Source organism: Gemmatimonadaceae bacterium, from assembly GCA_040882285.1.
In the GTDB taxonomy this organism is placed as follows: Bacteria; Gemmatimonadota; Gemmatimonadetes; order Gemmatimonadales; family Gemmatimonadaceae; genus JACDCY01.
In genome coordinates this window covers 51,299-73,946 of record JBBEBQ010000014.1, presented here as the reverse complement: position 1 = coordinate 73,946, position 22,648 = coordinate 51,299, and the positions used below count along the sequence as shown (strand labels likewise).

The window sequence follows — 22,648 nt, the reverse complement described above, 5'->3', positions numbered from 1 at the left end:
GCGCGCGCCGCGCGTGGGTGTCGTGGGCGTGGGCGGCCTGGGCTTCCATCATGCGCGGATCCTGCGCGATCTCCCGGCTGTGCGGTTCGGCGGCTGCTTCGATTCCCGCGCCGAGCGCTCGGCCGCCGTCGCGGCGGAGCTCGGCATCACGGCGCACGACTCGCTCGACGCGCTGCTGGCGCAGGTCGACGCCGTGACGATCGCCGTGCCGACGCCGGCGCACTTCGACGTCGCCGGCAGGGTGATCGCCCTGGGCAAGCACGTGCTGATCGAGAAGCCGATCACGACGACCGTGGCCGAGGCGGACGAGCTCCTGGCCATGGCGCGGAAGAACGGCGTCGTCGTGCAGATCGGACACGTCGAGCGATTCAACGCGGCCATTCGCGCCGCGCTGCCGCACATAGAGGAGCCGCGATTCATCCAGAGCGAGCGGCTGGCGCCGTTCAATCCGCGCGGGTCGGACGTCGCGGTCGTGCTGGATCTCATGATCCACGACATCGACCTGATCCTGACGCTCGCCGTCGGCGAGGCGCAGTCGATCGCGGCGGTCGGCGTGCCCGTCCTCACGCCTACGGTGGACATCGCCAACGCGCGCATCACGTTCGCGTCGGGAGCGGTCGCCAACATCACGGCGAGCCGGATCTCGCGCGAGCGCGTGCGGAAGATCCGGATCTTCCAGAAGACCGGCTACCTGTCGCTCGACCTGGCCGCGGGGAACGGCGAATTCTTCAGGCTCAACAAGAATCTTCCGCTCGAGAAGCTGGCGGCGGGTCCGCTGGACTTCTCCCAGTTCGTCGAGCGCGTCGGGCTGACCGCTCCCGAGGGGGAGCCGCTCAGACTCGAGTTCGAGAGCTTTGCGCGGGCGCTGACCGGAGAGGCGCCCCCGGTTGTGACGGGAGAGGACGGGCGCCGCGCACTCGACGTCGCGTTGAAGATCGTGCGCGAGATCGAACGTACGCTGCCGCAGCTCACGGGATCCGTGGAGGGCGGACTCGGTCGCTCCCGCCCGGAGACGGCCACGCTTGGCTGAAGTCTTCTTCGTGGCCGGCGAGGCCTCGGGTGACCTGCACGCGTCCGGCGTGGCGGAGGAGCTGCGCAAGATCCGTCCCGAGCTGAAGCTCGCCGGCATCGGCGGGCCGCGGCTCGCGGCGGCGGGTGTGGAGCTGCTGGAGTCCTACGACCAGCTCGCCGTGATGGGGCTCACCGAGGTCATCCGGCACATCCCGCGGCACTACGCGCTGCTCAGGCGGGTGCGCGAGCGGCTGCGCAGCGGCGAGATCAGCCTGCTGGTGCTGATCGATTATCCCGGCTTCAACATGCGGCTCGCGGAGAGCGCGAAGGCGGCGGGCGTACCGGTGCTGTACTACGTGACGCCGCAGGTGTGGGCGTGGGGCGCGAAGCGGCTGCCCAAGCTGGCGCGCATAGTCACGCGCGCGGCGGTGATCCTGCCCTTCGAGGAGCAGCTGCTGCGCGGCTACGGAATCGACGCGCACTTCGTGGGACACCCGCTGCTGGACGGATGGGAGCGGCTGCCGTCGCGCGAAGCGGCGAGGTCGGTGCTGGGCATCGACGACGACGCCAGGGTGCTGGTGCTGTATCCGGGAAGCCGCGTGCAGGAGATCATCCGGCACATCGAGCCGTTCGTGAAGACCGCGCGCGCCCTGCAGAAGCGGCACCCCGATCTCCAGGTCATCATAAGCGCCGCGCCCGCGACCGAGCACGGGTACTCGAACATGCCGTATCCGGTCGTGGCTGCGCCCGCGCTCACGATGTTCAGCGCGGCCGACGTGGCGCTGTGCAAGAGCGGCACGACCACTCTGGAAGCGGCGATCGCGGGCTGCCCGATGGTGGTTGCGTACCGCGTCGGGAAGCTGTCGTACGCGATCGCACGCCGGATGGTGAAGATCAGTCATATCGGGCTCGTGAACATCGTCGCGGGGCGCGAGGTCGCGCCGGAGTTCGTGCAGGACGCGCTCGATCCGGAAGTCGTCGCGGCGTCGCTGGACTCGCTGCTGACGGACGAGGCGCTGCGCCGGCGCACGATCGAGGATCTCGCGGAGGTGCGCGCAAAGTTGGGCACTCCGGGCGCGTCCGCGCGGGTGGCGCGGATGGCGAGCGAGCTCGTCGCGTGAGCGACGACGACTCCAACTGGAAAGCGCTTCGTCTGTCGGACCGTGTCGCCGTGACGCTCGGCGGCTCGCTGATCCGGCTTCTGGCCTCGACGTGGCGGTACCGCGTGCGCAACGCGGGGCAGCTGGAAAAGCTCCGCGCGGGCGGCGAGCCGTTCATCTACTCCATCTGGCACGGCCAGCTGCTGCCGCTGCTCTGGCACCACCGCGATCAGGGGATCTCCATCCTGGTGAGCGAGCACAGGGACGGCGAGCTGATCGCGCGCTTCGCGCAATCGGTGGGGTACGGCACGATTCGCGGCTCGTCCACGCGGGGCGCCGCGGGCGCGCTGCTCGGGCTCGTGCGCGCGCTGGAGGAAGGGAAGCAGGTCGGGATGACCCCGGACGGTCCGCGCGGCCCGGCCTGCAGCTATGCTCCCGGCGCCGCCGTGGCCGCGAGCAAGGCGGGCGCGCTGATACTTCCACTGGCCGCGCACGCGGATCGCGCGTGGCGGCTGAACAGCTGGGACCGGTTCATGATTCCGCGACCGTTCGCCAGGGTGACCATCGCTTACGGCGCGCCGGTGCGCCTGCCGGACGACGCGCGCGCCGCCGCTGCGGATACGCCGCGCCTCGAGTCGGCCATGAACGCGGCGGTGGGCGCGGCGTCGAGCCGATGACTCCCGCTGACCTGTGGCGCTCGAACAGCGTCGCGGCGCGCGCCGCGAGGGCGCTGCTGCTGCCGGCCGAGCGGGCCATGGCCGGCGTAGTCGCCGTGCGGAACGAACTGTACGATCGCGGCGCGCTGCCGGCGCGCGCGACGCCGATCCCGGCCGCCAGCGTCGGTAATCTCACAGTGGGCGGAACCGGGAAGACTCCGGTTGCCGCCTGGATCGCGCGGCAGCTGGCGACGCGCGGCGCGGCACCGGCGGTGGTTCTTCGCGGGTATGGCGACGACGAGCCGCTCGTGCACGCCGTGCTGAATCCGTCGATCCCGGTCGTCGTGTCGGCGGACAGGACGAAGGGCGTGGCGGAAGCGGCGGCGCGCGGCGCGGACGTCGCCGTGCTGGACGACGCCTTTCAGCATCGGCGCGTGGCGCGGGCCGCGGACATCGTGCTGGTGTCGGCCGACGGATGGACCATCCCGCGGCGGATGCTGCCGTCCGGCCCGTGGCGCGAGCCGCTGGAGGCGCTGCGCCGGGCGGACCTCGCGGTGATCACGAGCAAGGCGGCCACCGCCACCGAGATCGAGGCCGCGCGCACAGCGGTCACCCGGGCCGCGCCCGACACGCCCGTCGCCGGCATCGTGCTCGAGCTGGGAGATCTATTCCGGTTCGGGGATCCCGACGCGCGGCTGCCGACCGGCGGACTCTCGGGCGCGAGCATCCTGGCGATCGCGGCGGTGGGGAACCCGGAAGCGTTTTTCGCGCAGCTCCGGCGCGCCGGCGCCGCGGTCGAGCCGCGCGGCTTTCCCGATCACCACCACTTCACCCGCGATGAAGCGCGCGACCTGGCGGGCCTCGCGCCGCGGGGCGGCATGGCGGTCTGCACGCTCAAGGACGCCGTCAAGCTGGCACCGTTGTGGCCTGCCGACGCACCTGCCTTATGGTATGTTTCACAGCCCGTTCGGGTGGCGTGGGGAGCCGAGCTTTTCGATCGGTTGGTGGATGCGCTGCTGGCCCGCCGCGCCTCTCGATGACACTCACTGACAAGGTACAGCCGACGGCGCGCATCGCGTGCCCGTCTTACTGAAAATGGCCATCATAGAAGACCGCCGCCTCACTCCCGCTCACGGCATACTCGGCCGGGACAAGGACCGTTTCCTTTCCGAAGAGAATCCCTTCGAGGCGATGATGTCGCGCTTCGACCGAGCGGCGGAGCTGCTCGATCTCGATCCGGGGCTGGTGAAAGTGCTGCGCCAACCGGAAAAACAGATCATCGTCGCGGTCCCCGTGCTGAAGGACGATGGAAGCGTGGACGTGTACACCGGCTACCGCGTGCTGTACAACACGTCGCGCGGCCCCGCCAAGGGCGGCATCAGATTCGACACGGCGGTCACGCTCGAGGAAGTGAAGGCTCTCGCGGCGTGGATGACGTGGAAGTGCGCGGTGGTCGACATTCCGTTCGGCGGCTCCAAGGGCGGCGTCAACTGCGACCCGGAGAAGATGAGCGTGGGCGAGCTGGAGCGGATGACCCGCCGGTACACCGCGGCTATCATCAACACGCTCGGCCCCGACTCCGACGTGCCCGCCCCGGATGTGAACACCAACGAGCGCGTGATGGCGTGGCTGATGGACACGTACTCGATGCACGTGGGCCATACGGTCACCGCGGTCGTGACGGGCAAGCCGGTGGTGATGGGTGGCTCGCTCGGCAGGCGGGAGGCGACCGGGCGCGGCTGCATGATCGTGACCAAGGAAGCGCTCAATCATCTCGGCCTCTCGGTGCGCAACGCGACGGTGGCGGTGCAGGGCTTCGGCAACGTCGGCTCGGTCGCCGCCGATCTGCTGTCGCAGGAAGGGTGCAGAATCGTGGCGATCGCTGACCGGCACGTCTCGCTGTACAACGCGGACGGCATCGACACCCAGAAGGCCATCGAGCACTACCGCAAGCACGGCACGCTGAAGGAGTTTGCGGGCGGCGACAAGATGAAGCCCGCGGAGCTGCTGACGCTGGACGTGGACGTTCTGCTGCCCGCGGCGCTGGAGAACGTCATCACGACGAAGAACGCATCGCAGGTGCGCGCCAAGATCATCTGCGAGGGCGCGAACGGCCCGACCACGGCGCCCGCGGACGCGATCCTGGACGAGAAGGGAGTGTTCGTGATCCCGGACATTCTGGCCAATGCCGGAGGCGTGACGGTCTCGTACTTCGAATGGGTGCAGAACCGCGGCGGCTATTTCTGGACGGAGGATCTGGTGAACGACCGGCTGCGCGACATCATGTGCCGCAGCTTCGCCAACGTCCTGGACATCGCGAAGAGGCACAAGGTGAACATGCGCACGGCCTCGTACATGCTCTCGGTCGAGCGCGTCTCGACCGTGCACAAGCTGCGCGGCATCTACGCCTGATCTCCGCCGATGCGCGTGATCGTCGCGGTGGTGGGGAAGCCGAAGGCCACTTCCCTAGCCGGCGCGATCGCTGAGTACGAGAAGCGCGCCGCGCGGTATTGGCCGCTGGAAGTAGTGGAGGTGCGCGAGGAGTCGGGCAGGGGCATTTCGGCGGACATGGTGCGGCAGCGGGAAGGCGAGCGGCTGCGCGAGCGGATCGGCGAGCCGGCCCGCGCCGTGGTGTGCGATCCCGGCGGGCGCTCCTTCGATTCGGCCCGGTTCTCTTCGTGGTTGCAGGCCGAGCGGGAGTCGGGCCGCGATTTCGCGTTCGTGATCGGCGGGGCCCACGGGCTCTCCGACGAATTGTGCGATCGAGCCCGGATGCGACTGTCACTTGCGCCGTGGACGCTACCACATGAGTTGGCCCGCCTGGTGCTCGCGGAGCAACTTTACCGTGCCGGCACGATCGTTCGCGGCGAGCCCTATCACAAATGACCGCGAGTCTCGAATGCCAATAGCCAACAGCCAACAGCCAAGAGCGCTCTTCGTATGACCGAGTGGTTCGAGAAGTGGTTCGGTGAGGAGTACCTCGCGCTGTACCCGCACCGGGACGAGCGCGAGGCGGCGGCCGCTGTCGGACTCGTCGAGGCCAATCTCGGCGGGATCGAGGTCAAGCGTGCGCTGGACCTCGCGTGCGGCGCCGGCAGGCATTCCCGCGTGCTCAGCGAGCGGTGGTGGACGGCCGGATTGGATCTATCCGCGGCGCTGCTCGCGCGGGCGAAGGCGGCCGACCCGGAGGGTCTCTACGTCCGCGGCGACATGCGCGCGCTTCCGTTCGTGGACCACGGGTTCGATCTCGTCGTGAATCTGTTCACCAGCTTCGGCTACTTCGACAACGACGCGCAGCACCTGCGCGTGCTGGCCGAAGTGGCGCGCGTTACGCGGCGCGGCGGCAAGTTCGTGCTCGACTTCCTCAACTCCGAGCATGTGCGCAGTGCGCTCGTGCCGCGGGAATCCAGCAACATCGGCGGCCGCGCAGTGGAGGTGCGCCGCGAGATCTCGGCCGACGACAGGTTCGTAGTGAAGACCATCGCGTCGGGCGGGGAGGGCGGCGCCGCCGACCAGACTTTCGTCGAGCGCGTGCGCCTGTTCGACCGGATGGATCTGGAGACGATGCTGGAGGAGAGCGGCTTCGGAGTCGAGCAGGTGCTGGGCGACTATGCCGGCGGCGCCCACTCGGAGAGCTCTCCCCGCACGATCATGTTCGCGATACGGGAATGACACTCGAGCTCCGCTCGCGGCCGCTGAGCGCATCGCCATTGATTGCGTTGGCAGGGCAACCCGACACTCCAGCAGAATGGTACGAGCCGCGACCGGATGCCGAAGGGTGGAGGCGGCGCGTCGCGGAGACCGCCGTCGAGTTCGAGGGCGGGGCGTGGCTGCGCGCGCTGGCGCCCGCGCTCGAAGCGAAGAGCGCCGCCGCGGTTCGCCTGCGGCGCGCCGCCAACTCGGGCGGCGTCGCGGTCACCACGGGACAGCAGCCGGGGTTGTTCGGCGGGCCGTTATACACGTGGTTCAAGGCGATGTCGGCGCTCGCGCTCGCGGACGAGCTGGAAAAGCTGACCGGCGTTCCCGCCGCGCCCGTGTTCTGGGCCGCGACCGACGACGCGGATTTCGCGGAGGCGAGCGAGACGACGGTGAGCATGCCGGGCGGCGCCGAGGTCATCCGCATCGAATCACAGGCGGAAGGCGGGCTGCCGATGTCCGCCTTTCCCCTGGGCGATCTCGGCGCGCAGCTCGACGCGCTCACGCGCGCGTGCGGCTCCGCGCCGAATGGCGCGGTGCTCGACGCTGTGCGGGCCGCGTATTCACCGGAATCGACGATAGGCGGCGCCTACGTGCGATTGCTCCGGACGATACTCGAGCCATTGGGCGTGGCCGTGCTGGACGCCTCGCATCCTGCCGTTCGTGGGGCGGGGCGTCCGCTCCTGGAGCAAGCTCTCGCGCACGGTGGCGAGCTCGAGGCCGCGCTGAAGCAGCGGTCCAAGGTGCTGAAGGACGCGGGACATCGCGCGCAGGTCGCGCACGTCGCCGGTCGCACGCTGGTGTTCAGCAACGGAAGTGGCGGCCGCCACCGCGTCAGAGTGCGCGAAGCCGAGACGTTGGCCGGGTCGAAGGCCGCCGACCTCTCGCCCAACGTGCTGCTCCGCCCGGTGATGGAGCGGGCGATCCTCCCCACGGTCGCGTACGTGGGCGGGCCCGCCGAGATCGCGTACTTCGCGCAGGTGAGCGCGGTCGCGGACGGACTCGGCGCGAGGCGGCCGCTGATCGTGCCGCGCTGGTCGGGTGTGATCGTCGAGCCGCACGTCCGGAAAGTGCTGGACAGGATCGGTGCGGACGTGGACGATTTCGCCGATCCGCACGCGGTGGAGACCCGCGTGGCGCGCGAGCAACTGCCCGCCGGCATCGTGAAAGCGCTCAAGAAGGCGCGGGTCCGCGTCGAATCGGCGCTCGACGAGCTGGAAAAAGAGGACACGGCGGCGGGCGTTCTTCCGGCGGCGGTGCTCGAAGGGGCCAAGCGGCAGCTGCTGCACAAGCTCGACCGCCTCGAGCGCCGGTACGTCGCCGCGACCAAGCGCAAGGGAAGCGAGCTTCTGACCGAGGTCGCCACCGCGCGCGGCGCGCTCTACCCGAACGGCAAGCCGCAAGAGCGCGCTCTGAATGCGATACCGCTGTTCGCCAAGTACGGTGGCGACGTCCTCACGGGGATACTCGCGAAGGCACGGGAGCACGCGGCGGCGCTGTGACCGAGCGCACCGGCAGATCCGCGTTCCTGGTCGCGGCCGGCATATTCCTGAGCCGGATCACCGGGCTCGTTCGCGAGGGCGTCTTCGCGCACTTCTTCGGCACGTCCATCTCCGGCGACGCGTTCAACGCCGCGTTCAGAATTCCCAACCTGCTGCAGAACCTCTTCGGGGAAGGGGTGCTGTCGGCGTCGTTCATTCCGGAGTACGCCGGACTGCGCGCGCGCGGACAGCACGAGGAGGCCACGCGGCTCGCCGGAGCGGTGTTTGCGCTCCTCTCGACCGTGGCCGCGGTTCTGGTGTTGCTCGGAATCCTGGCCGCGCCGCTGCTCGTGTCGGTGATCGCGGCGGGGTTCACCGGGGAGAAGCGGGAGCTCACGATCCAGCTCACGCGCATCCTCTTTCCCGGAGCGGCGCTGCTGGTCCTGTCGGCCTGGTGCCTCGGCATTCTCAACTCGCACCGGCGGTTCTTCCTGCCGTACGTCGCGCCCGTGATCTGGAACCTGGCGCTGATCGCGACGCTGCTGTTCTACGGCGCCACATCGACCCAGCCGCACCTCGCGGTTTATCTCGCGTGGGGCTCGGTGGCCGGAAGCGCGCTGCAGTTCGCCGTGCAGCTGCCGGTCGTGCTCCCGCTCATCCAGGGGGCGCGGCTCACTTTCGCGCGCGAGAGCGAGAGCGTCCAGCGGGTGGTGCGCAACTTCGTGCCGGTGTTCGTGGGCAGGGGAGTCGTCCAGATCAGCGCGTACTTCGACACGCTGATCGCCAGCCTGGTCGTGTCGGGCGCGCTCGCGGCGGTCGTGTACGCGCAGATTCTCTACCTGCTGCCGATCAGCCTGTTCGCCATGTCCGTGTCAGCCGCCGAGCTGCCCGCGATGTCGAGCATCGCGGGCGATCTGGGCGAGACGGCGGCGCACCTGCGCCAGCGGCTCCGCACCGGGTTGCGACGTATCGCGTTCTTCGTCGTGCCGTCGGCCGTCGCGTTTCTCTTCCTGGGCGACGTCATCGTCGGCGCCATCTATCAGCGGGGCGAGTTCACCCGCGCCGACACGATCTGGGTCTGGCAGATCCTGATCGGCTCGTCCATCGGGCTGCTGGCGTTCACGCTGAGCCGGCTGTACGCCTCGACGTTCTACGCCACGCGCGACACGCGCACCCCGGTCCGGTATGCCATCATCCGGATCACGATCAGCGTGGTGCTGGGGCTGCTTCTCGCCGTCGTCCTCCCGCGCGCGCTCGACGTCGATCGCAGGCTCGGCGCGGTAGGGCTTACGCTGGCGGGCGGCATTGCCGGGTGGGTCGAGTACGCGCTGCTTCGCCGCGGGCTGGGCAAGCGCATCGGTCACGTGCCCGTAGAGCTGAATCATCTGATGAAGCTCATCGCCATCGCAGGTCTGGCCGCCGCGGCGGCGGGCTGGATGCGTGGGCTCTTCATCGGAGACTCCCAACCCCTCGTTCTCGCGCTCGCGATCCTGCCGGTGTACGGCGCGATCTACCTGGGCGTCGCTTGGCTGCTAGGCGTCTCCGAGCTCTCCGGCCTCCTCAAGCGCAGCCAATAGGCGACTCGTTCGCTGCTCGCTGCTCGCTGCTCGCTGCTCGCTGCTAGCTGCTGGCTGTTTTCATGCACGCCCGGTCGCCCGGCGCGCCGCGAGCGCGAAGTGAAGAAAGTACCGGTTGAGTGAAGCAGGGTCAGCCTCGCGCTCGCGTCCCCAGAAGAGCGCGCAGAATTGCTCCCTTGCTCTGAGCACTTCGCGGCGGCGAGCTCCTCTCCACCTGTCGTCGGCGGCTGTCAGATCGAACAGCTCGAGGCCGCGGTCGACGGCAGCGTCCCGACGGTCCGGGCGGCCAGCCTCGTGAGCCTTGATCGCGCGGGACACCTCACTCCCGATGTTGGCGAGCTGCTCGATCAGCGATAGCGAGCTCCATTTGCCCGCCGCCAGACCGGCGTGTCCCGCCGCCGACGTAGCCATGCTATTTCACGAGCTCGGTCACGATTCGCCTGATAGCGTGGCGTAGTTCCGCGTCTTCCACTCCGCGCGAGCGATTGCCCTGGGATGGTCTGACGTTGATCATGGAATCGTACTCGATCCAGTCCTCGTCGCTCGACCCGGGATAGAGGTTGATTCCCCAGAGGTGTTTTTGGGAAGATCCGTCGTCCAACAACAGCGCCTCTTCATCCGAGTGCAGCTCGCCGCCCAGAGCCATGATACGCCGTTCGACGTCGACCACGGCTTTCACCATGTCGCCGAACTGCTCGACGGCGATCGATGTGACCTCCGCCCGTGTCAGCGGCGTTCTCACAATGCGGGGCGGCGGCATTTCCATGGAAATCTCGCGCGAGGGTAAGCGCGAAGTTAATCACAAGATATTCGGCGCGGGAGCGTCCTGAGGCCGCAAAGTCCTCAATCCGCAATCGCAGGTGAACGTCACCGGGATTGACCAACTACCGAGTGTGCGGCGTTCGTCGCATCCAGGTGGGAAAGCAGCCGATGGCGGGGGTATAATTAGACGTGCAACCCCTCCCCGACCTCGTCGCATCGAAAGTCCCGCATCTCCCCGAATCCCCGGGCGTGTACCTGTGGAAGGGGCGGGACGGGACCATTCTGTACGTCGGCAAGGCGGCGAAGCTCCGTTCGCGCGTGCGCAGCTACTTCGCCAACGATCCGGGCACGAGCCTCAAGACGACGTATCTCGTGCGGCAGATCGCAGACGTCGACACGATCGTGGTGCCGAGCGAGGCGCACGCGCTGATCCTCGAGGCGAACCTGATCAAGGAGCACCGCCCGCGGTTCAACATCGCGCTGAAGGACGACAAGTCGTACCCGTACATCAAGGTGACGTCGCAGGAGCCGTTCCCGCGCGTGTTTGTCACGCGGCGGGTCACCAACGACGGCGCGAAGTACTTCGGGCCGTACACCGACGTCGGCGCCATGCGGCGCGCGCTGAACGTGGTCAAGCGGATCTTCACCGTGCGGTCGTGCAGCTACGACATGCCGGCGGAGATGCCCGAGCGGCCGTGTCTCGACTACTACATCAAGCGGTGCAAGGCCCCCTGCATCCTCGCCCAGTCGCAGCAGGAGTACCGGCAGATGATCGACGAGGTGCTGCTCTTCCTCGGCGGGCGCGCGAGCGAGGTCGTGCGGCGCGTGCGCGCGCGGATGGACGAGGCGGCGGAGAGGATGGACTTCGAGCGCGCCGCCGAGCTGCGCGACGTGTTGCACCATCTCGAGCGAATGGAGGAGCCCACGGTCGTGCTGCGCGTGGAAGGCGGGGATCGTGACGTAGTGGGCTACGCGCGCGACGGGGACGACGCCTGCGTGACGATGCTGCGCATCAGGGAAGGGAAGCTGCTCGCGCGCGAGCACCGGTATCTGGAGAACATCGAGGGCGAGCCGGATCCTACGGTGCTCTCGGCGTATCTCGCGGGCAGCTATCCCGCGATGCCGGAGCGCGCGCGCGAGCTGCTGCTGCCTTTCGACTTCGACGACCGCGAGCTGCTGCAGCAGTCGGTGCCGGACGCGAAGATGAGCGTGCCGCAGCGCGGGCCCCGGCGCGAGCTGGTCGATCTCGCCGAGCAGAACGCGCGGCACCTGCTGGAGGAGCTGAAGCTGTCGTCGCTGGAGTCGGAGGAGCGCGCGGGCGAGCCGGTGTACGATCTCCAGCGCGAGCTGGGACTGGAGCGCCTGCCGCGCACGCTGGTGTGCTTCGACATCTCGACCACGCAGGGGACCGACACTGTCGGCTCAGCGGTCTGGTTCGAGAACGGGCGGCCGAAGCGCGGCGAGTACCGCAAGTTCCGCGTGAAGACGGTGGAGGGAAGCGACGACTTCGCGTCGATGCGCGAGGTGGTCACGCGCTACTTCAACCGCAGGATGGCCGACGAGAAGCCGAGCCCGGAGCTGGTGGTGATCGACGGCGGCCGCGGGCAGCTGTCCGCGGCGCACGAGGCGATGGAGTCGCTCGGGCTCGGCGACAGGCCGCTGATCAGCCTCGCGAAGAAGGAGGAAGAGGTGTACGTGTGGGGGAGGACCGATCCGGTGCGGATCTCCCGGCGATCGCCCGCCTTACGCTTGCTGCAACAGGCGCGCGACGAGGCGCACCGGTTCGCCGTGACCTACAACCGGAAACGACGCTCGATGCGCACCGTGACTTCGGAACTCCTCCAGATCCCCGGCGTCGGGCCGATGAAGAGGCGACAGCTGATCCAATCGTTCGGCAGCCTCGAAGGTGTCCGCCAGGCCACGCCCGAGCAGATAGCGCAGCTTCCGGGCTGGACGGTCGCCACCGCGGGAAAGCTGCTCGCCCAACTGGGAGGCTCCACCGAAACGACCTCGTAGGTGGGTATTGCCCACATACCCACAAATGGGATTTGCCGGCGGCGACAAATCCTGACGGGTGGCCTTCAAGCTGAGCTTCACTCCCGAGGCGCGTGACGTTCTGCAGGCGCTCGAGAAGAAAGACAAGCCGAAGCACAGAAACGTCCTGAAGACCCTCGGCCTGATCGAATCGAACCCCCGTCACCCCGGGCTTCGAACGCACAAGTTCAAATCGCTGTCGGGGCCGAACGGAGAGGATGTTTCTGAAGCCTATGTCGAGCAGGACACCCCAGCCGCACGGCGCGTGTTCTGGTACTACGGCCCGGGACGCGCGACAATCCGCATCATCACGATTGCTCGGCACCCCAAATAGCACCGGACGATTCAGGCGCGGCGACCTGGGACCAGCGGGCCGCTATGCGTCCTTGCTTTCCACCACGACCACCCTCAACGGCTGAAAGTTCGCGTCCATCAGCGCGAGCAGCTTCCAGCCCGCAGCGCGAATCTTCTTCAGGTCCTGCACGAAGTGCTCGTTGCCCGCCGCCTCCGATTCTTCCAGCAGTATCTCGGAGTAGCCGAGCATCTGGCTGAGCGGCGTGCGGAGATCGTGCAGCAGCGCCGCGGGTACCAGATAGCGCAGATCCTCCGGCGGGCAGTCGTCTTCGCTCATTACGTCCGTGTTGCGGCGCCACCTTTCTGCGTCGCCGCCAGACCGAGCAGCGATTCGATCTTGCCGAGCAAGCGCGGGAGGTCGATTGGCTTCGTGTCGTAATCTTCGCAGCCGGCCTCGATCGCCTTGTCGCGGTCGCCGGACATGGCGTGCGCCGTCAGCGCGATCACCGGAACGTGACAGGTGGCCGGCGCGGTCTTGATCCGGCGTGTCGCCTCCCAGCCGTCGAGCACGGGAAGGCTCATGTCCATCAGGATGAGGTCGGGCGTCTCCGACGCGGCCATGTCCACGCCCGCCTGGCCGTCGCACGCGAGCACTACCTGGTAGCCCTTTCGCTCCAGCCTGCGCGAGAGCATGTCGCGGTTCATCTCATTGTCTTCCACGAGCAGGATCTTCGCCAAGCGCGTACCCCCGTCGCCGCTCACGCCGGCACCCCCACGGCGTCATCATACATCGCCTGGGTCGCGGCGAGGGGCGACCTGTGATCGTCCAGCAAATCGCGCACCTGATTGAGCAGGGATTCGCGCGAGTCGCCGCCCTTCCGGATGATCGACTCCACGTAGCTGTTCAGCCGCTGCCGGTCGTCGGTCGTGAGATCCATCGCGGTCAGGACCACGATCGGAATTAAGCGCCACTCCGGATGCCGGCGAACGCGCTCGGCGAACTCGAAGCCGTCCATCTCCGGCATCATCAGGTCCAGCAGGATGAGGCGCGGGCGCTCCCGCTCCATGCTCTCCAGCGCGTCGCGGCCGTTCTCGGCCTCGCTGACCTTCCAGCCTTCCTTCTCCAGCATCTTCCGCGTGAGCGCGCGCGTGGACGGATCGTCCTCCACCAGGAGCACGGGGCAGGGCGGGCTGTCGCACGTGTACTTCCGGAGGATCTGCGCCAGGCGGCTGCGATCGATCGGCTTGGTGGCGTAGTCGGCCGCGCCGAGGGTGAAGCCACGGTCGGGATCGTCCACCATGGTCACCATGATCACGGGGATGTCCCGCAGTGCGAGGTCGGACTTGAGCGAGGACAAGACGCTCCAGCCGTCCATGCCGGGCATCATCACGTCGAGCGTGATCGCGACCGGCTTGAACTGGCGCGCGAGCCGAAGCCCTTCCTCTCCGCTACCAGCGGCGCGCACATTGAAGCCTTCGCCGGTCAGGAACCGATTCATCAGCTCCCGCTGAGTCGGGTCGTCGTCGATCACGAGAATGCACGTCGCGCCGGGTGTGAGCGTAACCCCGCTTTCGTCCACTCGGCTGCCTGCGGCGCCGGCGACTACGTCGCCTTTCACGCTCGCGAGCTCGGGAAGCGGGTCCGACACGTGCGCCGGAAGCTTGATGGTGAACACGCACCCCTCGCCCGGCGTGCTGTGCACCGTGACGTCGCCGCCCATCATCTGACAGAATCTCCGGGTGAGCGCGAGACCCAGCCCGGTACCGCCGAACTTCCGCGTGGTGGACGCGTCCGCCTGGGTGAAGTCCTGGAAGAGCTTGACGATCTGGTCGGCGCTCAGGCCGATGCCGGTGTCCGTGATGCGGAATACGACCCAGTCTTCACCATCCATCGGCTCCCGGCCGGCCTCGAGCGTGATGCTGCCGTTCTGCGTGAACTTGACGGCGTTGGACAGGAGATTGAACAGCGCCTGGCGAACCTTGATCTGGTCGGCGTGCATCGCGCCGAGGTCGGGCGCCAGCTCGACGTGCAGCGTGTTGGCGTTCGTCTCGACCATCGGCTGAAACGTGCAGGCCACTTCATTCACCATTCCGGCGATCTCGAAGCTCTCCAGGAACAGCTCCATCTTGCCGGCTTCGATCTTGGAAAGATCCAGAATGTCGTTGATGAGGGTGAGCAGGTGCTTGCCCGCGCTGTTGATCTTCTCGAGATCGCCGCCGAACTCCAGGAGCTCCCGCTCGATCGCTTCTTCCTGGAGCATCTCCGAGTAGCCAAGAATGGCGTTGAGCGGAGTGCGCAGCTCGTGGCTCATGTTGGCGAGGAAGAGGCTCTTGGTCTTGTTGGCCGTCTCCGACGCTTCCTTCGCCTTGGCGACTTCCTCTTCCGCGCGCCGGCGCTCGGTGACGTCTTCCATCGCCAGCACCAGCAGCTCGCCGTGATGGCCGGCCTGCAGCTTTCGCGCGTTGAGCAGCATCACCCGCCAGCCGATCACCGGGAAGTCGTGGGCGAGCTCGAAGTCGTTGAACACGGAGCTCATCGGCACGATGTCTTCCAGCAGCGTCCGCAGGGCGGGGATGTCCCACTGACCGTTGCCCAGCTCGTAGATCAGGCGGTTCTCAGTCTCCTCCAGCGAGACTTGAAATGTCTGGTAGAACGCGCGGTTGCCGGACCGCACGCGCAGCGTGGTGTCGAGAATGAGCAGGGGCTCGCGCACGGTGTCGACGATGTTCTGCGCGTACGTCTCGATCGCCTTTAGATCCGCTTCCACGCGCCGGCGCTCGGTCACGTCCTCCATCGCGAGCACCAGCAGCTCGGCGTGGCTGCCCGCCCGCAGCTTCCGGCCGTTGAGCAGCATGATCCGCCGCCCGATGATCGGGAAGGTGTGCTCCAGCTCGAAGTCGTTGAACACCGAGCTGGTCGGGATCACGTCCTCGAGCAGGGTGCGCAGGGCCGGAATGTCCCACTGCCCGTTCCCCAGCTCGTAGATGAGCCGGTCCTCGGTCTCCTCGCGGGAGACGCGGAACGTCTGGTAGAAGGCACGGTTCGCGCTGCGGACGCGGAGGGCATTGTCGAGCATGAGCAGCGGCTCCCGCACCGTCTCGACGATGTCCTGGGCGTACGTCTCGATTTCCTTGACCAGCGGGGGATTCCGGTTCATCGCTACGTGGGAAGAGGGGCGCATCTGTTCCTCTGTACGCAATCAAGCACAAGTGGCATCGGCCCCGCTCCATTCCCGGGTTTTATTTACTGCTCGACTTTCGTGGTATGTCGTAACCCGTTGAGTGTGCTTGTTTTCTGGCCACGAACGGATAAATTACTTGAGCTATGATAAAAGTCGCCCGCGTCGTTCCGGACAGCATCGCCGAGCAGGTTGGAATCGTTCCGGGCACGGCGCTCAAGACCGTCAACGGACGCAAGCTCGCCGACTTCCTCGATTGGGAGTTCCTCACCGCCGAGGACGAGCTGCTGATCGAGGCCGCGCTGCCGGGTGGAGACGAGCTCCTTCTCGAGATCGAGCGGCCCGACGCGGAGTCGCTGGGCGTGGTGCTCGAGCCGCCGAACATCCGCCGCTGCGCCAACCGCTGCGAGTTCTGTTTCATCGAAGGGCTGCCCACCGGGCTCCGACGCTCGCTGTACGTCCGCGACGACGACTATCGGCTGTCGTTCGCGTACGGCAATTTTGCCACCCTCTCGAACCTCAAGCAGCGCGACATCGACCGGATTCTCGAGTACAGGCTCTCGCCGCTGTACGTCTCCGTGCACGCGACCAACTGGGAGGCGCGCAAAGTCCTGCTGAACAACCCGCGGGTGCCGAACGTCGTCGAGCAGCTCACTGCGCTCGCCGCGGGCGGAATCCGCTTTCACTCCCAGATGGTGATCGTCCCGGGATTAAACGACGGCGCGGTGCTGGAGGAATCGATTAGCGACCTCTGGAATCTCGGCGACGCGGTGCTCTCGTGCGCGGTGGTGCCGGTGGGTTTGACGCAGTTCTCCCACCTGTACACCGGCGAGACGATGGACGCGAGGAACGCGACGCGCATCCTCGAGCAGGTGGAGACGTGGGGCGAGCGCGCCCAGCGCGAGCGCGGCGAGACCTGGATCGCCGGCTCCGACGAGCTGTATCTGCTCGCCGGACGCGAGCTGCCGGGAGAGGAGTTCTACGGCGAGTTCGCGCAGATCGAGAACGGCGTGGGCGCGGTGACCGCGCTGCGGAAGCAGGTGCGCGAAGGACTCGGCCGGCTCGACCGGCTCGACCGGCTCGACGGGATGCGCATCGGCGTGGTGACCGGCAAGTCCATGGAGCCGTTGATGCCGGAGCTGCTCGCCGAGCTGCGCCGCGTCACGGGCGCGTCGTTCGAGCTGATACCGTTGGTCAACACGCTGTTCGGACCCGCGATCGGCACGGCGGGGCTGCTCGTGGGCGCGGACCTGCGCGCCGCACTCTCGTCGCGCGCGGATCTCGACCTCGCGCTGATTCCGGCGGAGACGATCAACGACGACGGCCTGTTCCTCGACGACGACTCACTGGATGCGCTGCGCGCCGCCATGCCGATGCCCGTGCTGCCGTCGTATGATTTCGTGGACGTGCTCGAGCGCGCGCCGCTCGAAGCGGCGCTGGCAGCGTGAACATTCCCGTCGTAGCGATCGTAGGCCGGCCGAACGTCGGCAAGTCGGCGTTGTTCAACCGCATCATCGGTGACAACTCCGCGATTGTGAGCGACGAGGCCGGCACGACGCGCGACCGGCATTTCGGCAGGGCCGACTGGAGCGGGCGCCAGTTCTGGCTCGTGGACACGGGCGGGCTGGCGGACGATCCGCGCATGCCGATGGACGTCGAGATCCGGCGGCAGGTGGGCGAGGCCATCAGCGAGGCCGACCTGATGCTCCTCGTCGTGGACGCGAAGGCGGGGCTGCACCCGAGCGACCGGAAGGTCGTGGACCTGCTGCGCGACTCGCAGAAGCCGTGGCTGCTCGTCGCCAACAAGGTGGACAATCCCGCCAGCACGGACTTCTACGAGTTCTACGAGCTGGGCGCGGGCGACCCGCTGCCGGTATCGGCGGCCAACGGCAAGAACTCGGGCGAGCTGCTCGACGCCATCGTCGAGAAGATCCCCGAAGTCACGGAAGAGCCGCCCGACGAGCTGCGCGTTGCCGTGGTGGGCCGGCCGAACGTCGGCAAGTCTTCACTCGTCAACAAGCTGCTCGGCGAGGAGCGGCTGGTGGTGGCCGACGACGCCGGCACCACGCGCGACGCCATCGACACCCCCGTCACGTACCACGGCCGTCCCATGGTGTTCGTGGACACGGCGGGTCTCCGCCGGCAAGCGAAGGTCAGCGAAGGGATCGAGTTCTACTCGACGCTGCGGACGCGGCGCGCGATCGAGAGCGCCACGGTCTGCGTGCTGCTCATCGACGCCGTCGAGGGCTTGCACAACCAGGATCTCAAGATCGCGAACCTCGCGTGGGAGGCCGGGCGCGGGCTGATCGTCGTGGTCAACAAGTGGGATCTCGCCGTGAAGGACGACAAGAGCGCGGCGAAGTTCCAGAAGGAAGCCGGCGAGAAAGCGCCGTTCCTCAAGTTCGTGCCGTTCCTCTTCACGTCGGCGCTGACGGGCCAGCGCGTGCAGAAGCTGTTCGATCTGATCCTGCAGGTGGACGCCGAGCGGCAGAAGCGGATCTCCACGTCGCAGGTGAACAACACGCTGGGGGAGCTGGTCGCGCGGAGGCAGCCGCCGCAGGCGGCGGGGCACGAGATCAAGCTCAATTACGCGACGCAGGTGGAGACGGCGCCGCCGATGATCGCCGTGTTCGGAAACAACCCGGAAAAAGTGCAGGAGCATTACATCAGGTACCTGCACAACGGTTTTCGCGAGGCGTGGGGGTTCACCGGCAATCCGCTGAGAGTGGTGATGCGGCGCAAGTCGGGCTGAGATGCACCCGGTCGCGGCGGTCGTGCTCGCGTACCTCCTGGGCTCCGTCCCCTTCGCGTACCTCGCGGGACGCGCGCGCGGAGTGGATCTGCGCCAACACGGGTCCGGCAACCTCGGCGCGACCAACGCCGTGCGCGTGCTCGGCACGACCACCGGCGTGGTGGTCTATCTCCTCGACACGCTCAAGGGATTTCTCCCGGTGTTCCTGCTCGTGCCGCTGGTCGTCGCGGCGCGGCTCGATCTGTGGGCGATCGCGATCGGAGTAGCAGCCATCGCGGGCCACGTCCGGCCAGTGTATCTCGCTTTCCATAAAGGCGGCAAGGGCGTGGCGACGGCCGGCGGGGTTTTTCTCGCGCTCGCGCCGCTCGCGACGGCCGTCGGGCTCGCGGTATGGGTCCTCGCGTTCCTGCCGACCGGGTACGTGAGCCTGGCTTCGATCGTGACGGCCGTTCTCTTTCCCTTCGCGCTGCTCGCGACCGGCACTCCCGCGCGGTCCGCGCTGTTCGTCGTGGCCGTGATCGTGGCCCTCTTCGTCGTATGGACGCACCGGCAGAACATCGCCCGGCTCCGGCGCGGCGAGGAGCACCGCTTCCGCCGCGGCAAGCGCGGCGCCGGCGCGACGCATCCCGCGCGCTTCCGGAGCTGACGTTGCATCCCGAGCGATGTGTGGTCATAGGTGCCGGCGCGTGGGGCACGGCGCTGGCGGATCTGCTCGCGCGCTCCGGCAACCAGGTCGCGCTGTGGGCGCGGGAAGAGGACGTCGTCGACAGCGTCAACAGATCCCACCGCAACCGGTTTCTCGCGAGCCACTCGATTCACGAGTCGGTCCGGGCGTTCGGGGACGTGTGTGAAGCGGCGCGCGACGCGCGGGTCGCGATCTTCGTGACGCCGTCGCACGCGCTCCGAGCCGTGGCGCGGTCGGTGCGCCCGGCGATCGGGCGGGATACGGTGGTCGTAGTGGCCAGCAAGGGCGTCGAGGAGGACACGCTCGCGCTGATGAGCGACGTAGCGGAAGAAGAGCTCGGCTCGCCTCCGCTGGTGGCGCTTTCAGGACCGACCTTCGCCGCCGAGGTCGCGGCGGGACAGCCGACGGCGATCGTCGCCGCCTCGGAGGACGAGGCGACGGCGCTGGTGGCACAGCGCATATTCAGCGGCTCGAATCTCCGGCCGTACACGCACGACGACGTGATCGGGGTGGAGCTCGGCGGGGCGCTCAAGAACGTGATGGCCGTTGCCACGGGAATCGCCGACGGCCTCGGGCTCGGACACAACGCGCGCGCCGCGCTGATCACGCGCGGGCTCGCCGAGATGACGCGGCTCGGAGTCGCGCTCGGCGGAAGACAGGCGACGTTCGCGGGGTTGGCCGGCCTCGGCGATCTGGTGCTGACGTGCACCGGCGGCCTCAGCCGGAACCGCGCGGTCGGGGTCGCGGTGGGGAAGGGCGCGTCGCTGGACGCGGCGCTCGCGGGGAGAGAGACGGTGGCCGAGGGAGTTGTAACGACTCGCAGCGCGCGCGCCCTGGCCGCGCGGGAGGGAGTGGACATGCCGATTGTGGACGCCGTGTACCGCGTGCTGTTCGAGGGCGAGCCGGCGCGGGATGCCATGCGCGCGCTCATGTCGCGCGAGCTGCGGTCGGAGGGTGATTGATGGCGCCCCAGCGCAAGGGAAACGGCGGCAGCCAGATTCGCGAGTTCTTTTCGATCGGGGACGTGTGCGGGCTCACCGGCCTCAAGCCGCACGTGCTCCGGTATTGGGAGAGCCAGTTCAAGTTCCTGAGCCCGGCCAAGAACCGCTCGGGGAACCGCGTGTACCAGCGCAAGGAAGTCGAGCTGATCATGCTGGTGAAGCACCTGCTGTACTCGGAGAAGTACACGATCGACGGGGCGCGCCAGAAGATCGAGGACCACCGCAAGGCGGGCGAGCTGCGCGCCGTCGCGCGCGCGGCGCTGGATTCGCAAACGGTGGGCTCGATGGAGCAGGACCTCAAGGAGATTCTCGCACTGCTCGACGGAACCCAGCCAACTAAATGATCAACAAAGTTCTGGCCATCATTCCGGCCTACAACGCGGGCGAGCTGCCCGCCAAGGTCGTCCTCGGACTCAAGAATGCCCTGCCGGACGCGACCATTCTCGGGATAGACGACGGCTCGACGGACGAGACGCGCTCGGTGCTGCGGTCGGTGTGCGACGAGATGATCGAGTTCGACGTCAATCGCGGAAAGGGGACGGTGCTGCGCGCGGGCTTCGCCTTCGCCATCGAAGGCGGCTACGACGCCGTGCTGACCATCGACGCGGACGGCCAGCACGATCCGGCGTTCGCGCCCGCCATGCTGAAGGCGCTGGAGAACGCGGACATCGTAATCGGCGCGCGGCAGATCAGCGGCAAGGCGGTGCCGTGGCACCGCCGCATAGCGAACATCCTTTCGTCCGCCACGACGCGCGCGATATCCAAGGTCGAAATCAGCGACAGCCAGTCGGGCTACCGCGCGATCCGCACCGAGGTGCTGAAGAACGTGCACGCCGTCGGCGACCGGTACGACTACGAGCAGGATTTCCTGTTCCGGGCGGCGCGGCAGGGTTACCGGTTCGCGGAGATCCCCATTTCCACCGTGTACGGCGCACCCAGCCACTTCCGCGCCGCGGTCGATGCATGGCGCATCGTCCGCGTGCTCTGGCGGCACAAAGCGGGAATCTTCCGCTAGTGCGCATACTGCTCTCGAATGACGACGGCGTCTTCGCCCACGGCCTCAAGTGCCTGGTCAAGGCGGTGGAGCCGCTGGGTGAGGTGACCGTCGTCGCGCCGGACCGCGAGCAGAGCGCGGCCAGCCATTCGCTGACGCTGCACCATCCCGTGCGCCCGCGGCGGATAGACGAGCGGACGTGGCAGGTTGACGGAACGCCTACCGACTGCGTCATGCTCGCGGTGGAAGCCCTGCTCCCCGAGCGCCCCGACTTCGTAATCAGCGGGATCAATCACGGTCAGAACATGGGCGAGGACGTGTTGTATTCCGGAACCGTCGCGGCCGCGATGGAAGGGCTGTCGCTCGGAATTCCATCCTTCGCGATCTCGTTCGCGGGCGGAGACCTGCGCGCCGACACCTCGATGCTGGACGATCAGATCGAGCCGCTGTCGCTGCTGCTCCGGCATCTCACCAGCCTGCCGTCGTACCCGAGCCACACTCTGTTCAACATCAACATGCCTCCGATCGGCGGCGGGGAGATCAAGGGCGTTCGTCTCACCCGGCTCGGCCGGCGCGTGTACTCGAACTCGCTCATGCCGATGAAGGATCCCTGGGGGCGGGACATTTTCTGGATCGGCGGCGGCTCGATCGAGTGGTCCGGGGAAGAAGACTCCGATTTCCGCGCGGTCGCGGACGGCTACATCTCGATCACGCCGCTCTCGCTCGACCTCACGCACGACAAATGTCTGAGCGATCGGGAGAGCTGGTGGCGGGAACCGTAGAGCCGGAGTTTCGGGGGCCGCGCCGGCGGCTCGTCGAGCAGCTGCAGGACCAGGGCATCCGCGACCTCGCCGTGCTCAAGGCGATCGACGAGACTCCGCGCCATCTCTTCGTGCCGCGGGCCGTGCGCCACCGCGCGTATGAGGATTCCGCGCTGCCGATCGGGAACGGCCAGACGATCTCGCAGCCGTCGATACACGCGCGCTATCTCGAGCTGCTGAACCTCACCGGGACGGAGAAAGTCCTCGAGATCGGGACGGGCTCGGGCTATCAGACGATCCTTCTGTCGCATCTCGCGGCGCAGGTATTCTCGATCGAGCGCGTCGCGCCGCTGCTCGAGAGCGCGCGCGCGATCATCCAGCAGGTGGGCGCGCGGAACGTATCGCTCCTCCTCGGCGACGGCACGCTCGGCTGGAGACAGTATGCGCCGTACGACGCCATTCTCGTGAGCGCCGCCGCGCCGGAAGTTCCGCAGGCGTATCTGGAGCAGCTGGCCGAAGGGGGCCGCTTGCTAATTCCGCTCGGCGACCGCGAAGAGCAGATCCTCTATCTGATGGTGAAGCGCGGCGACCGGCTCGAGCGCACCGAGATCGGGCCGGTTCGGTTCGTTCCATTGGTCGGCAAGCACAGCTGGGAGGAATGATCG

The 22,648-nt window shown here is 67.7% G+C and carries 24 protein-coding genes; 19 read left to right on the top strand and 5 right to left on the bottom strand.

The window, feature by feature from the left end; all coding sequences use genetic code 11:
- Positions 1-13: 13 nt before the first annotated feature.
- Genes WEA80_08775 through murJ form a run of 9 tightly spaced genes read left to right on the top strand, consistent with a single transcriptional unit; the run spans position 14 to position 9,521 of the window.
- Positions 14-1,030: a Gfo/Idh/MocA family oxidoreductase gene (locus WEA80_08775; GenBank protein MEX1186671.1), complete on the top strand. Its 1,017-nt coding sequence runs from the start codon at positions 14-16 to the stop codon at positions 1,028-1,030.
- Positions 1,023-2,132 (top strand): lipid-A-disaccharide synthase, encoded by a 1,110-nt coding sequence (lpxB, locus tag WEA80_08770; protein MEX1186670.1) that lies wholly within the window; start codon positions 1,023-1,025, stop codon positions 2,130-2,132. The genes WEA80_08775 and lpxB overlap by 8 nt, the downstream gene beginning before the upstream one ends.
- Positions 2,129-2,788, top strand: a complete 660-nt coding sequence (locus WEA80_08765) for a lysophospholipid acyltransferase family protein (GenBank protein MEX1186669.1) — start codon at positions 2,129-2,131, stop codon at positions 2,786-2,788. Before lpxB ends, WEA80_08765 begins: the two co-directional genes overlap by 4 nt.
- Positions 2,785-3,807: a tetraacyldisaccharide 4'-kinase gene (gene lpxK, locus WEA80_08760; protein ID MEX1186668.1), complete on the top strand. Its 1,023-nt coding sequence runs from the start codon at positions 2,785-2,787 to the stop codon at positions 3,805-3,807. The genes WEA80_08765 and lpxK overlap by 4 nt, the downstream gene beginning before the upstream one ends.
- A gap of 55 nt (positions 3,808-3,862) precedes the next feature.
- Complete coding sequence (locus WEA80_08755) at positions 3,863-5,179, top strand: Glu/Leu/Phe/Val dehydrogenase (GenBank protein MEX1186667.1); 1,317 nt, start codon at positions 3,863-3,865, stop codon at positions 5,177-5,179.
- 9 nt (positions 5,180-5,188) lie between these two features.
- The gene (locus WEA80_08750) at positions 5,189-5,653 is read left to right on the top strand and encodes a 23S rRNA (pseudouridine(1915)-N(3))-methyltransferase RlmH (GenBank protein ID MEX1186666.1); all 465 of its coding nucleotides are present in this window, start codon (positions 5,189-5,191) and stop codon (positions 5,651-5,653) included.
- A gap of 54 nt (positions 5,654-5,707) precedes the next feature.
- Positions 5,708-6,439: a class I SAM-dependent methyltransferase gene (locus tag WEA80_08745; protein ID MEX1186665.1), complete on the top strand. Its 732-nt coding sequence runs from the start codon at positions 5,708-5,710 to the stop codon at positions 6,437-6,439.
- Complete coding sequence (gene bshC / locus WEA80_08740) at positions 6,436-7,965, top strand: bacillithiol biosynthesis cysteine-adding enzyme BshC (GenBank protein ID MEX1186664.1); 1,530 nt, start codon at positions 6,436-6,438, stop codon at positions 7,963-7,965. Before WEA80_08745 ends, bshC begins: the two co-directional genes overlap by 4 nt.
- Positions 7,962-9,521, top strand: coding sequence for a murein biosynthesis integral membrane protein MurJ (gene murJ / locus WEA80_08735; protein MEX1186663.1), 1,560 nt, complete (start codon positions 7,962-7,964; stop codon positions 9,519-9,521). The genes bshC and murJ overlap by 4 nt, the downstream gene beginning before the upstream one ends.
- A gap of 60 nt (positions 9,522-9,581) precedes the next feature.
- Here the strand turns inward: murJ and WEA80_08730 are convergent, their stop codons facing one another.
- Both WEA80_08730 and WEA80_08725 read right to left on the bottom strand, forming a co-directional pair.
- Positions 9,582-9,932: a hypothetical protein gene (locus WEA80_08730; protein ID MEX1186662.1), complete on the bottom strand. Its 351-nt coding sequence runs from the start codon at positions 9,930-9,932 to the stop codon at positions 9,582-9,584.
- Between the two features lies 1 nt (position 9,933).
- On the bottom strand, positions 9,934-10,281 hold the full coding sequence (locus WEA80_08725) for a DUF5674 family protein (GenBank protein ID MEX1186661.1): 348 nt from the start codon (positions 10,279-10,281) through the stop codon (positions 9,934-9,936).
- 191 nt (positions 10,282-10,472) lie between these two features.
- Between WEA80_08725 and uvrC the strand changes: the two genes are divergently transcribed.
- The gene (uvrC, locus tag WEA80_08720; GenBank protein MEX1186660.1) at positions 10,473-12,299 is read left to right on the top strand and encodes an excinuclease ABC subunit UvrC; all 1,827 of its coding nucleotides are present in this window, start codon (positions 10,473-10,475) and stop codon (positions 12,297-12,299) included.
- A gap of 58 nt (positions 12,300-12,357) precedes the next feature.
- A complete protein-coding gene (locus tag WEA80_08715) occupies positions 12,358-12,651 on the top strand; it encodes a hypothetical protein (GenBank protein ID MEX1186659.1) in 294 nt (97 codons plus the stop codon).
- Positions 12,652-12,693: 42 nt separating this feature from the next.
- Here the strand turns inward: WEA80_08715 and WEA80_08710 are convergent, their stop codons facing one another.
- From WEA80_08710 to WEA80_08700, 3 genes are read right to left on the bottom strand one after another with little or no spacing between them, the layout of a single operon-like run.
- Positions 12,694-12,948: a histidine kinase dimerization/phospho-acceptor domain-containing protein gene (locus tag WEA80_08710; GenBank protein ID MEX1186658.1), complete on the bottom strand. Its 255-nt coding sequence runs from the start codon at positions 12,946-12,948 to the stop codon at positions 12,694-12,696.
- A complete protein-coding gene (locus tag WEA80_08705; GenBank protein ID MEX1186657.1) occupies positions 12,948-13,373 on the bottom strand; it encodes a response regulator in 426 nt (141 codons plus the stop codon). The genes WEA80_08710 and WEA80_08705 overlap by 1 nt, the downstream gene beginning before the upstream one ends.
- Positions 13,370-15,793 (bottom strand): response regulator, encoded by a 2,424-nt coding sequence (locus tag WEA80_08700; protein MEX1186656.1) that lies wholly within the window; start codon positions 15,791-15,793, stop codon positions 13,370-13,372. Before WEA80_08700 ends, WEA80_08705 begins: the two co-directional genes overlap by 4 nt.
- Positions 15,794-15,936: 143 nt before the next feature.
- Here WEA80_08700 and WEA80_08695 point away from each other — a divergent pair, with 143 nt between their 5' ends.
- The 8 genes from WEA80_08695 to WEA80_08660 are packed head-to-tail and all read left to right on the top strand — an operon-like array spanning position 15,937 to position 22,645.
- Positions 15,937-17,238: a DUF512 domain-containing protein gene (locus WEA80_08695; GenBank protein ID MEX1186655.1), complete on the top strand. Its 1,302-nt coding sequence runs from the start codon at positions 15,937-15,939 to the stop codon at positions 17,236-17,238.
- The gene (gene der, locus WEA80_08690) at positions 17,235-18,542 is read left to right on the top strand and encodes a ribosome biogenesis GTPase Der (protein ID MEX1186654.1); all 1,308 of its coding nucleotides are present in this window, start codon (positions 17,235-17,237) and stop codon (positions 18,540-18,542) included. Before WEA80_08695 ends, der begins: the two co-directional genes overlap by 4 nt.
- 1 nt (position 18,543) lies before the next feature.
- Positions 18,544-19,188, top strand: a complete 645-nt coding sequence (gene plsY / locus WEA80_08685) for a glycerol-3-phosphate 1-O-acyltransferase PlsY (GenBank protein ID MEX1186653.1) — start codon at positions 18,544-18,546, stop codon at positions 19,186-19,188.
- A gap of 2 nt (positions 19,189-19,190) precedes the next feature.
- Positions 19,191-20,189 carry an NAD(P)H-dependent glycerol-3-phosphate dehydrogenase gene (locus tag WEA80_08680; protein MEX1186652.1) on the top strand — a complete coding sequence of 333 codons (999 nt, stop codon included), beginning with the start codon at positions 19,191-19,193 and terminating at the stop codon, positions 20,187-20,189.
- Entirely contained in the window at positions 20,189-20,572 is a 384-nt protein-coding gene (locus WEA80_08675) for a MerR family transcriptional regulator (GenBank protein MEX1186651.1), read from the top strand. Before WEA80_08680 ends, WEA80_08675 begins: the two co-directional genes overlap by 1 nt.
- Entirely contained in the window at positions 20,569-21,243 is a 675-nt protein-coding gene (locus WEA80_08670; GenBank protein MEX1186650.1) for a glycosyltransferase family 2 protein, read from the top strand. The genes WEA80_08675 and WEA80_08670 overlap by 4 nt, the downstream gene beginning before the upstream one ends.
- A complete protein-coding gene (gene surE / locus WEA80_08665) occupies positions 21,243-22,004 on the top strand; it encodes a 5'/3'-nucleotidase SurE (GenBank protein ID MEX1186649.1) in 762 nt (253 codons plus the stop codon). The genes WEA80_08670 and surE overlap by 1 nt, the downstream gene beginning before the upstream one ends.
- Positions 21,989-22,645 carry a protein-L-isoaspartate(D-aspartate) O-methyltransferase gene (locus WEA80_08660; GenBank protein MEX1186648.1) on the top strand — a complete coding sequence of 219 codons (657 nt, stop codon included), beginning with the start codon at positions 21,989-21,991 and terminating at the stop codon, positions 22,643-22,645. Before surE ends, WEA80_08660 begins: the two co-directional genes overlap by 16 nt.
- Positions 22,646-22,648 lie beyond the last annotated feature (3 nt).

What these genes read in the sequence shown, in the direction of transcription:
- lpxK (MEX1186668.1), top strand. Translation starts at nt 2,785, where the DNA reads ATGACTCCCGCTGACCTGTGGCGCTCGAACAGCGTCGCGGCGCGCGCC.
- WEA80_08755 (MEX1186667.1), top strand. Translation starts at nt 3,863, where the DNA reads ATGGCCATCATAGAAGACCGCCGCCTCACTCCCGCTCACGGCATACTC.
- WEA80_08750 (MEX1186666.1), top strand. Translation starts at nt 5,189, where the DNA reads ATGCGCGTGATCGTCGCGGTGGTGGGGAAGCCGAAGGCCACTTCCCTA.
- WEA80_08745 (MEX1186665.1), top strand. Translation starts at nt 5,708, where the DNA reads ATGACCGAGTGGTTCGAGAAGTGGTTCGGTGAGGAGTACCTCGCGCTG.
- bshC (MEX1186664.1), top strand. Translation starts at nt 6,436, where the DNA reads ATGACACTCGAGCTCCGCTCGCGGCCGCTGAGCGCATCGCCATTGATT.
- WEA80_08730 (MEX1186662.1), bottom strand. Translation starts at nt 9,932, where the DNA reads ATGGCTACGTCGGCGGCGGGACACGCCGGTCTGGCGGCGGGCAAATGG.
- WEA80_08725 (MEX1186661.1), bottom strand. Translation starts at nt 10,281, where the DNA reads ATGCCGCCGCCCCGCATTGTGAGAACGCCGCTGACACGGGCGGAGGTC.
- WEA80_08710 (MEX1186658.1), bottom strand. Translation starts at nt 12,948, where the DNA reads ATGAGCGAAGACGACTGCCCGCCGGAGGATCTGCGCTATCTGGTACCC.
- WEA80_08700 (MEX1186656.1), bottom strand. Translation starts at nt 15,793, where the DNA reads ATGCGCCCCTCTTCCCACGTAGCGATGAACCGGAATCCCCCGCTGGTC.
- WEA80_08695 (MEX1186655.1), top strand. Translation starts at nt 15,937, where the DNA reads ATGATAAAAGTCGCCCGCGTCGTTCCGGACAGCATCGCCGAGCAGGTT.
- plsY (MEX1186653.1), top strand. Translation starts at nt 18,544, where the DNA reads ATGCACCCGGTCGCGGCGGTCGTGCTCGCGTACCTCCTGGGCTCCGTC.
- WEA80_08675 (MEX1186651.1), top strand. Translation starts at nt 20,189, where the DNA reads ATGGCGCCCCAGCGCAAGGGAAACGGCGGCAGCCAGATTCGCGAGTTC.
- WEA80_08670 (MEX1186650.1), top strand. Translation starts at nt 20,569, where the DNA reads ATGATCAACAAAGTTCTGGCCATCATTCCGGCCTACAACGCGGGCGAG.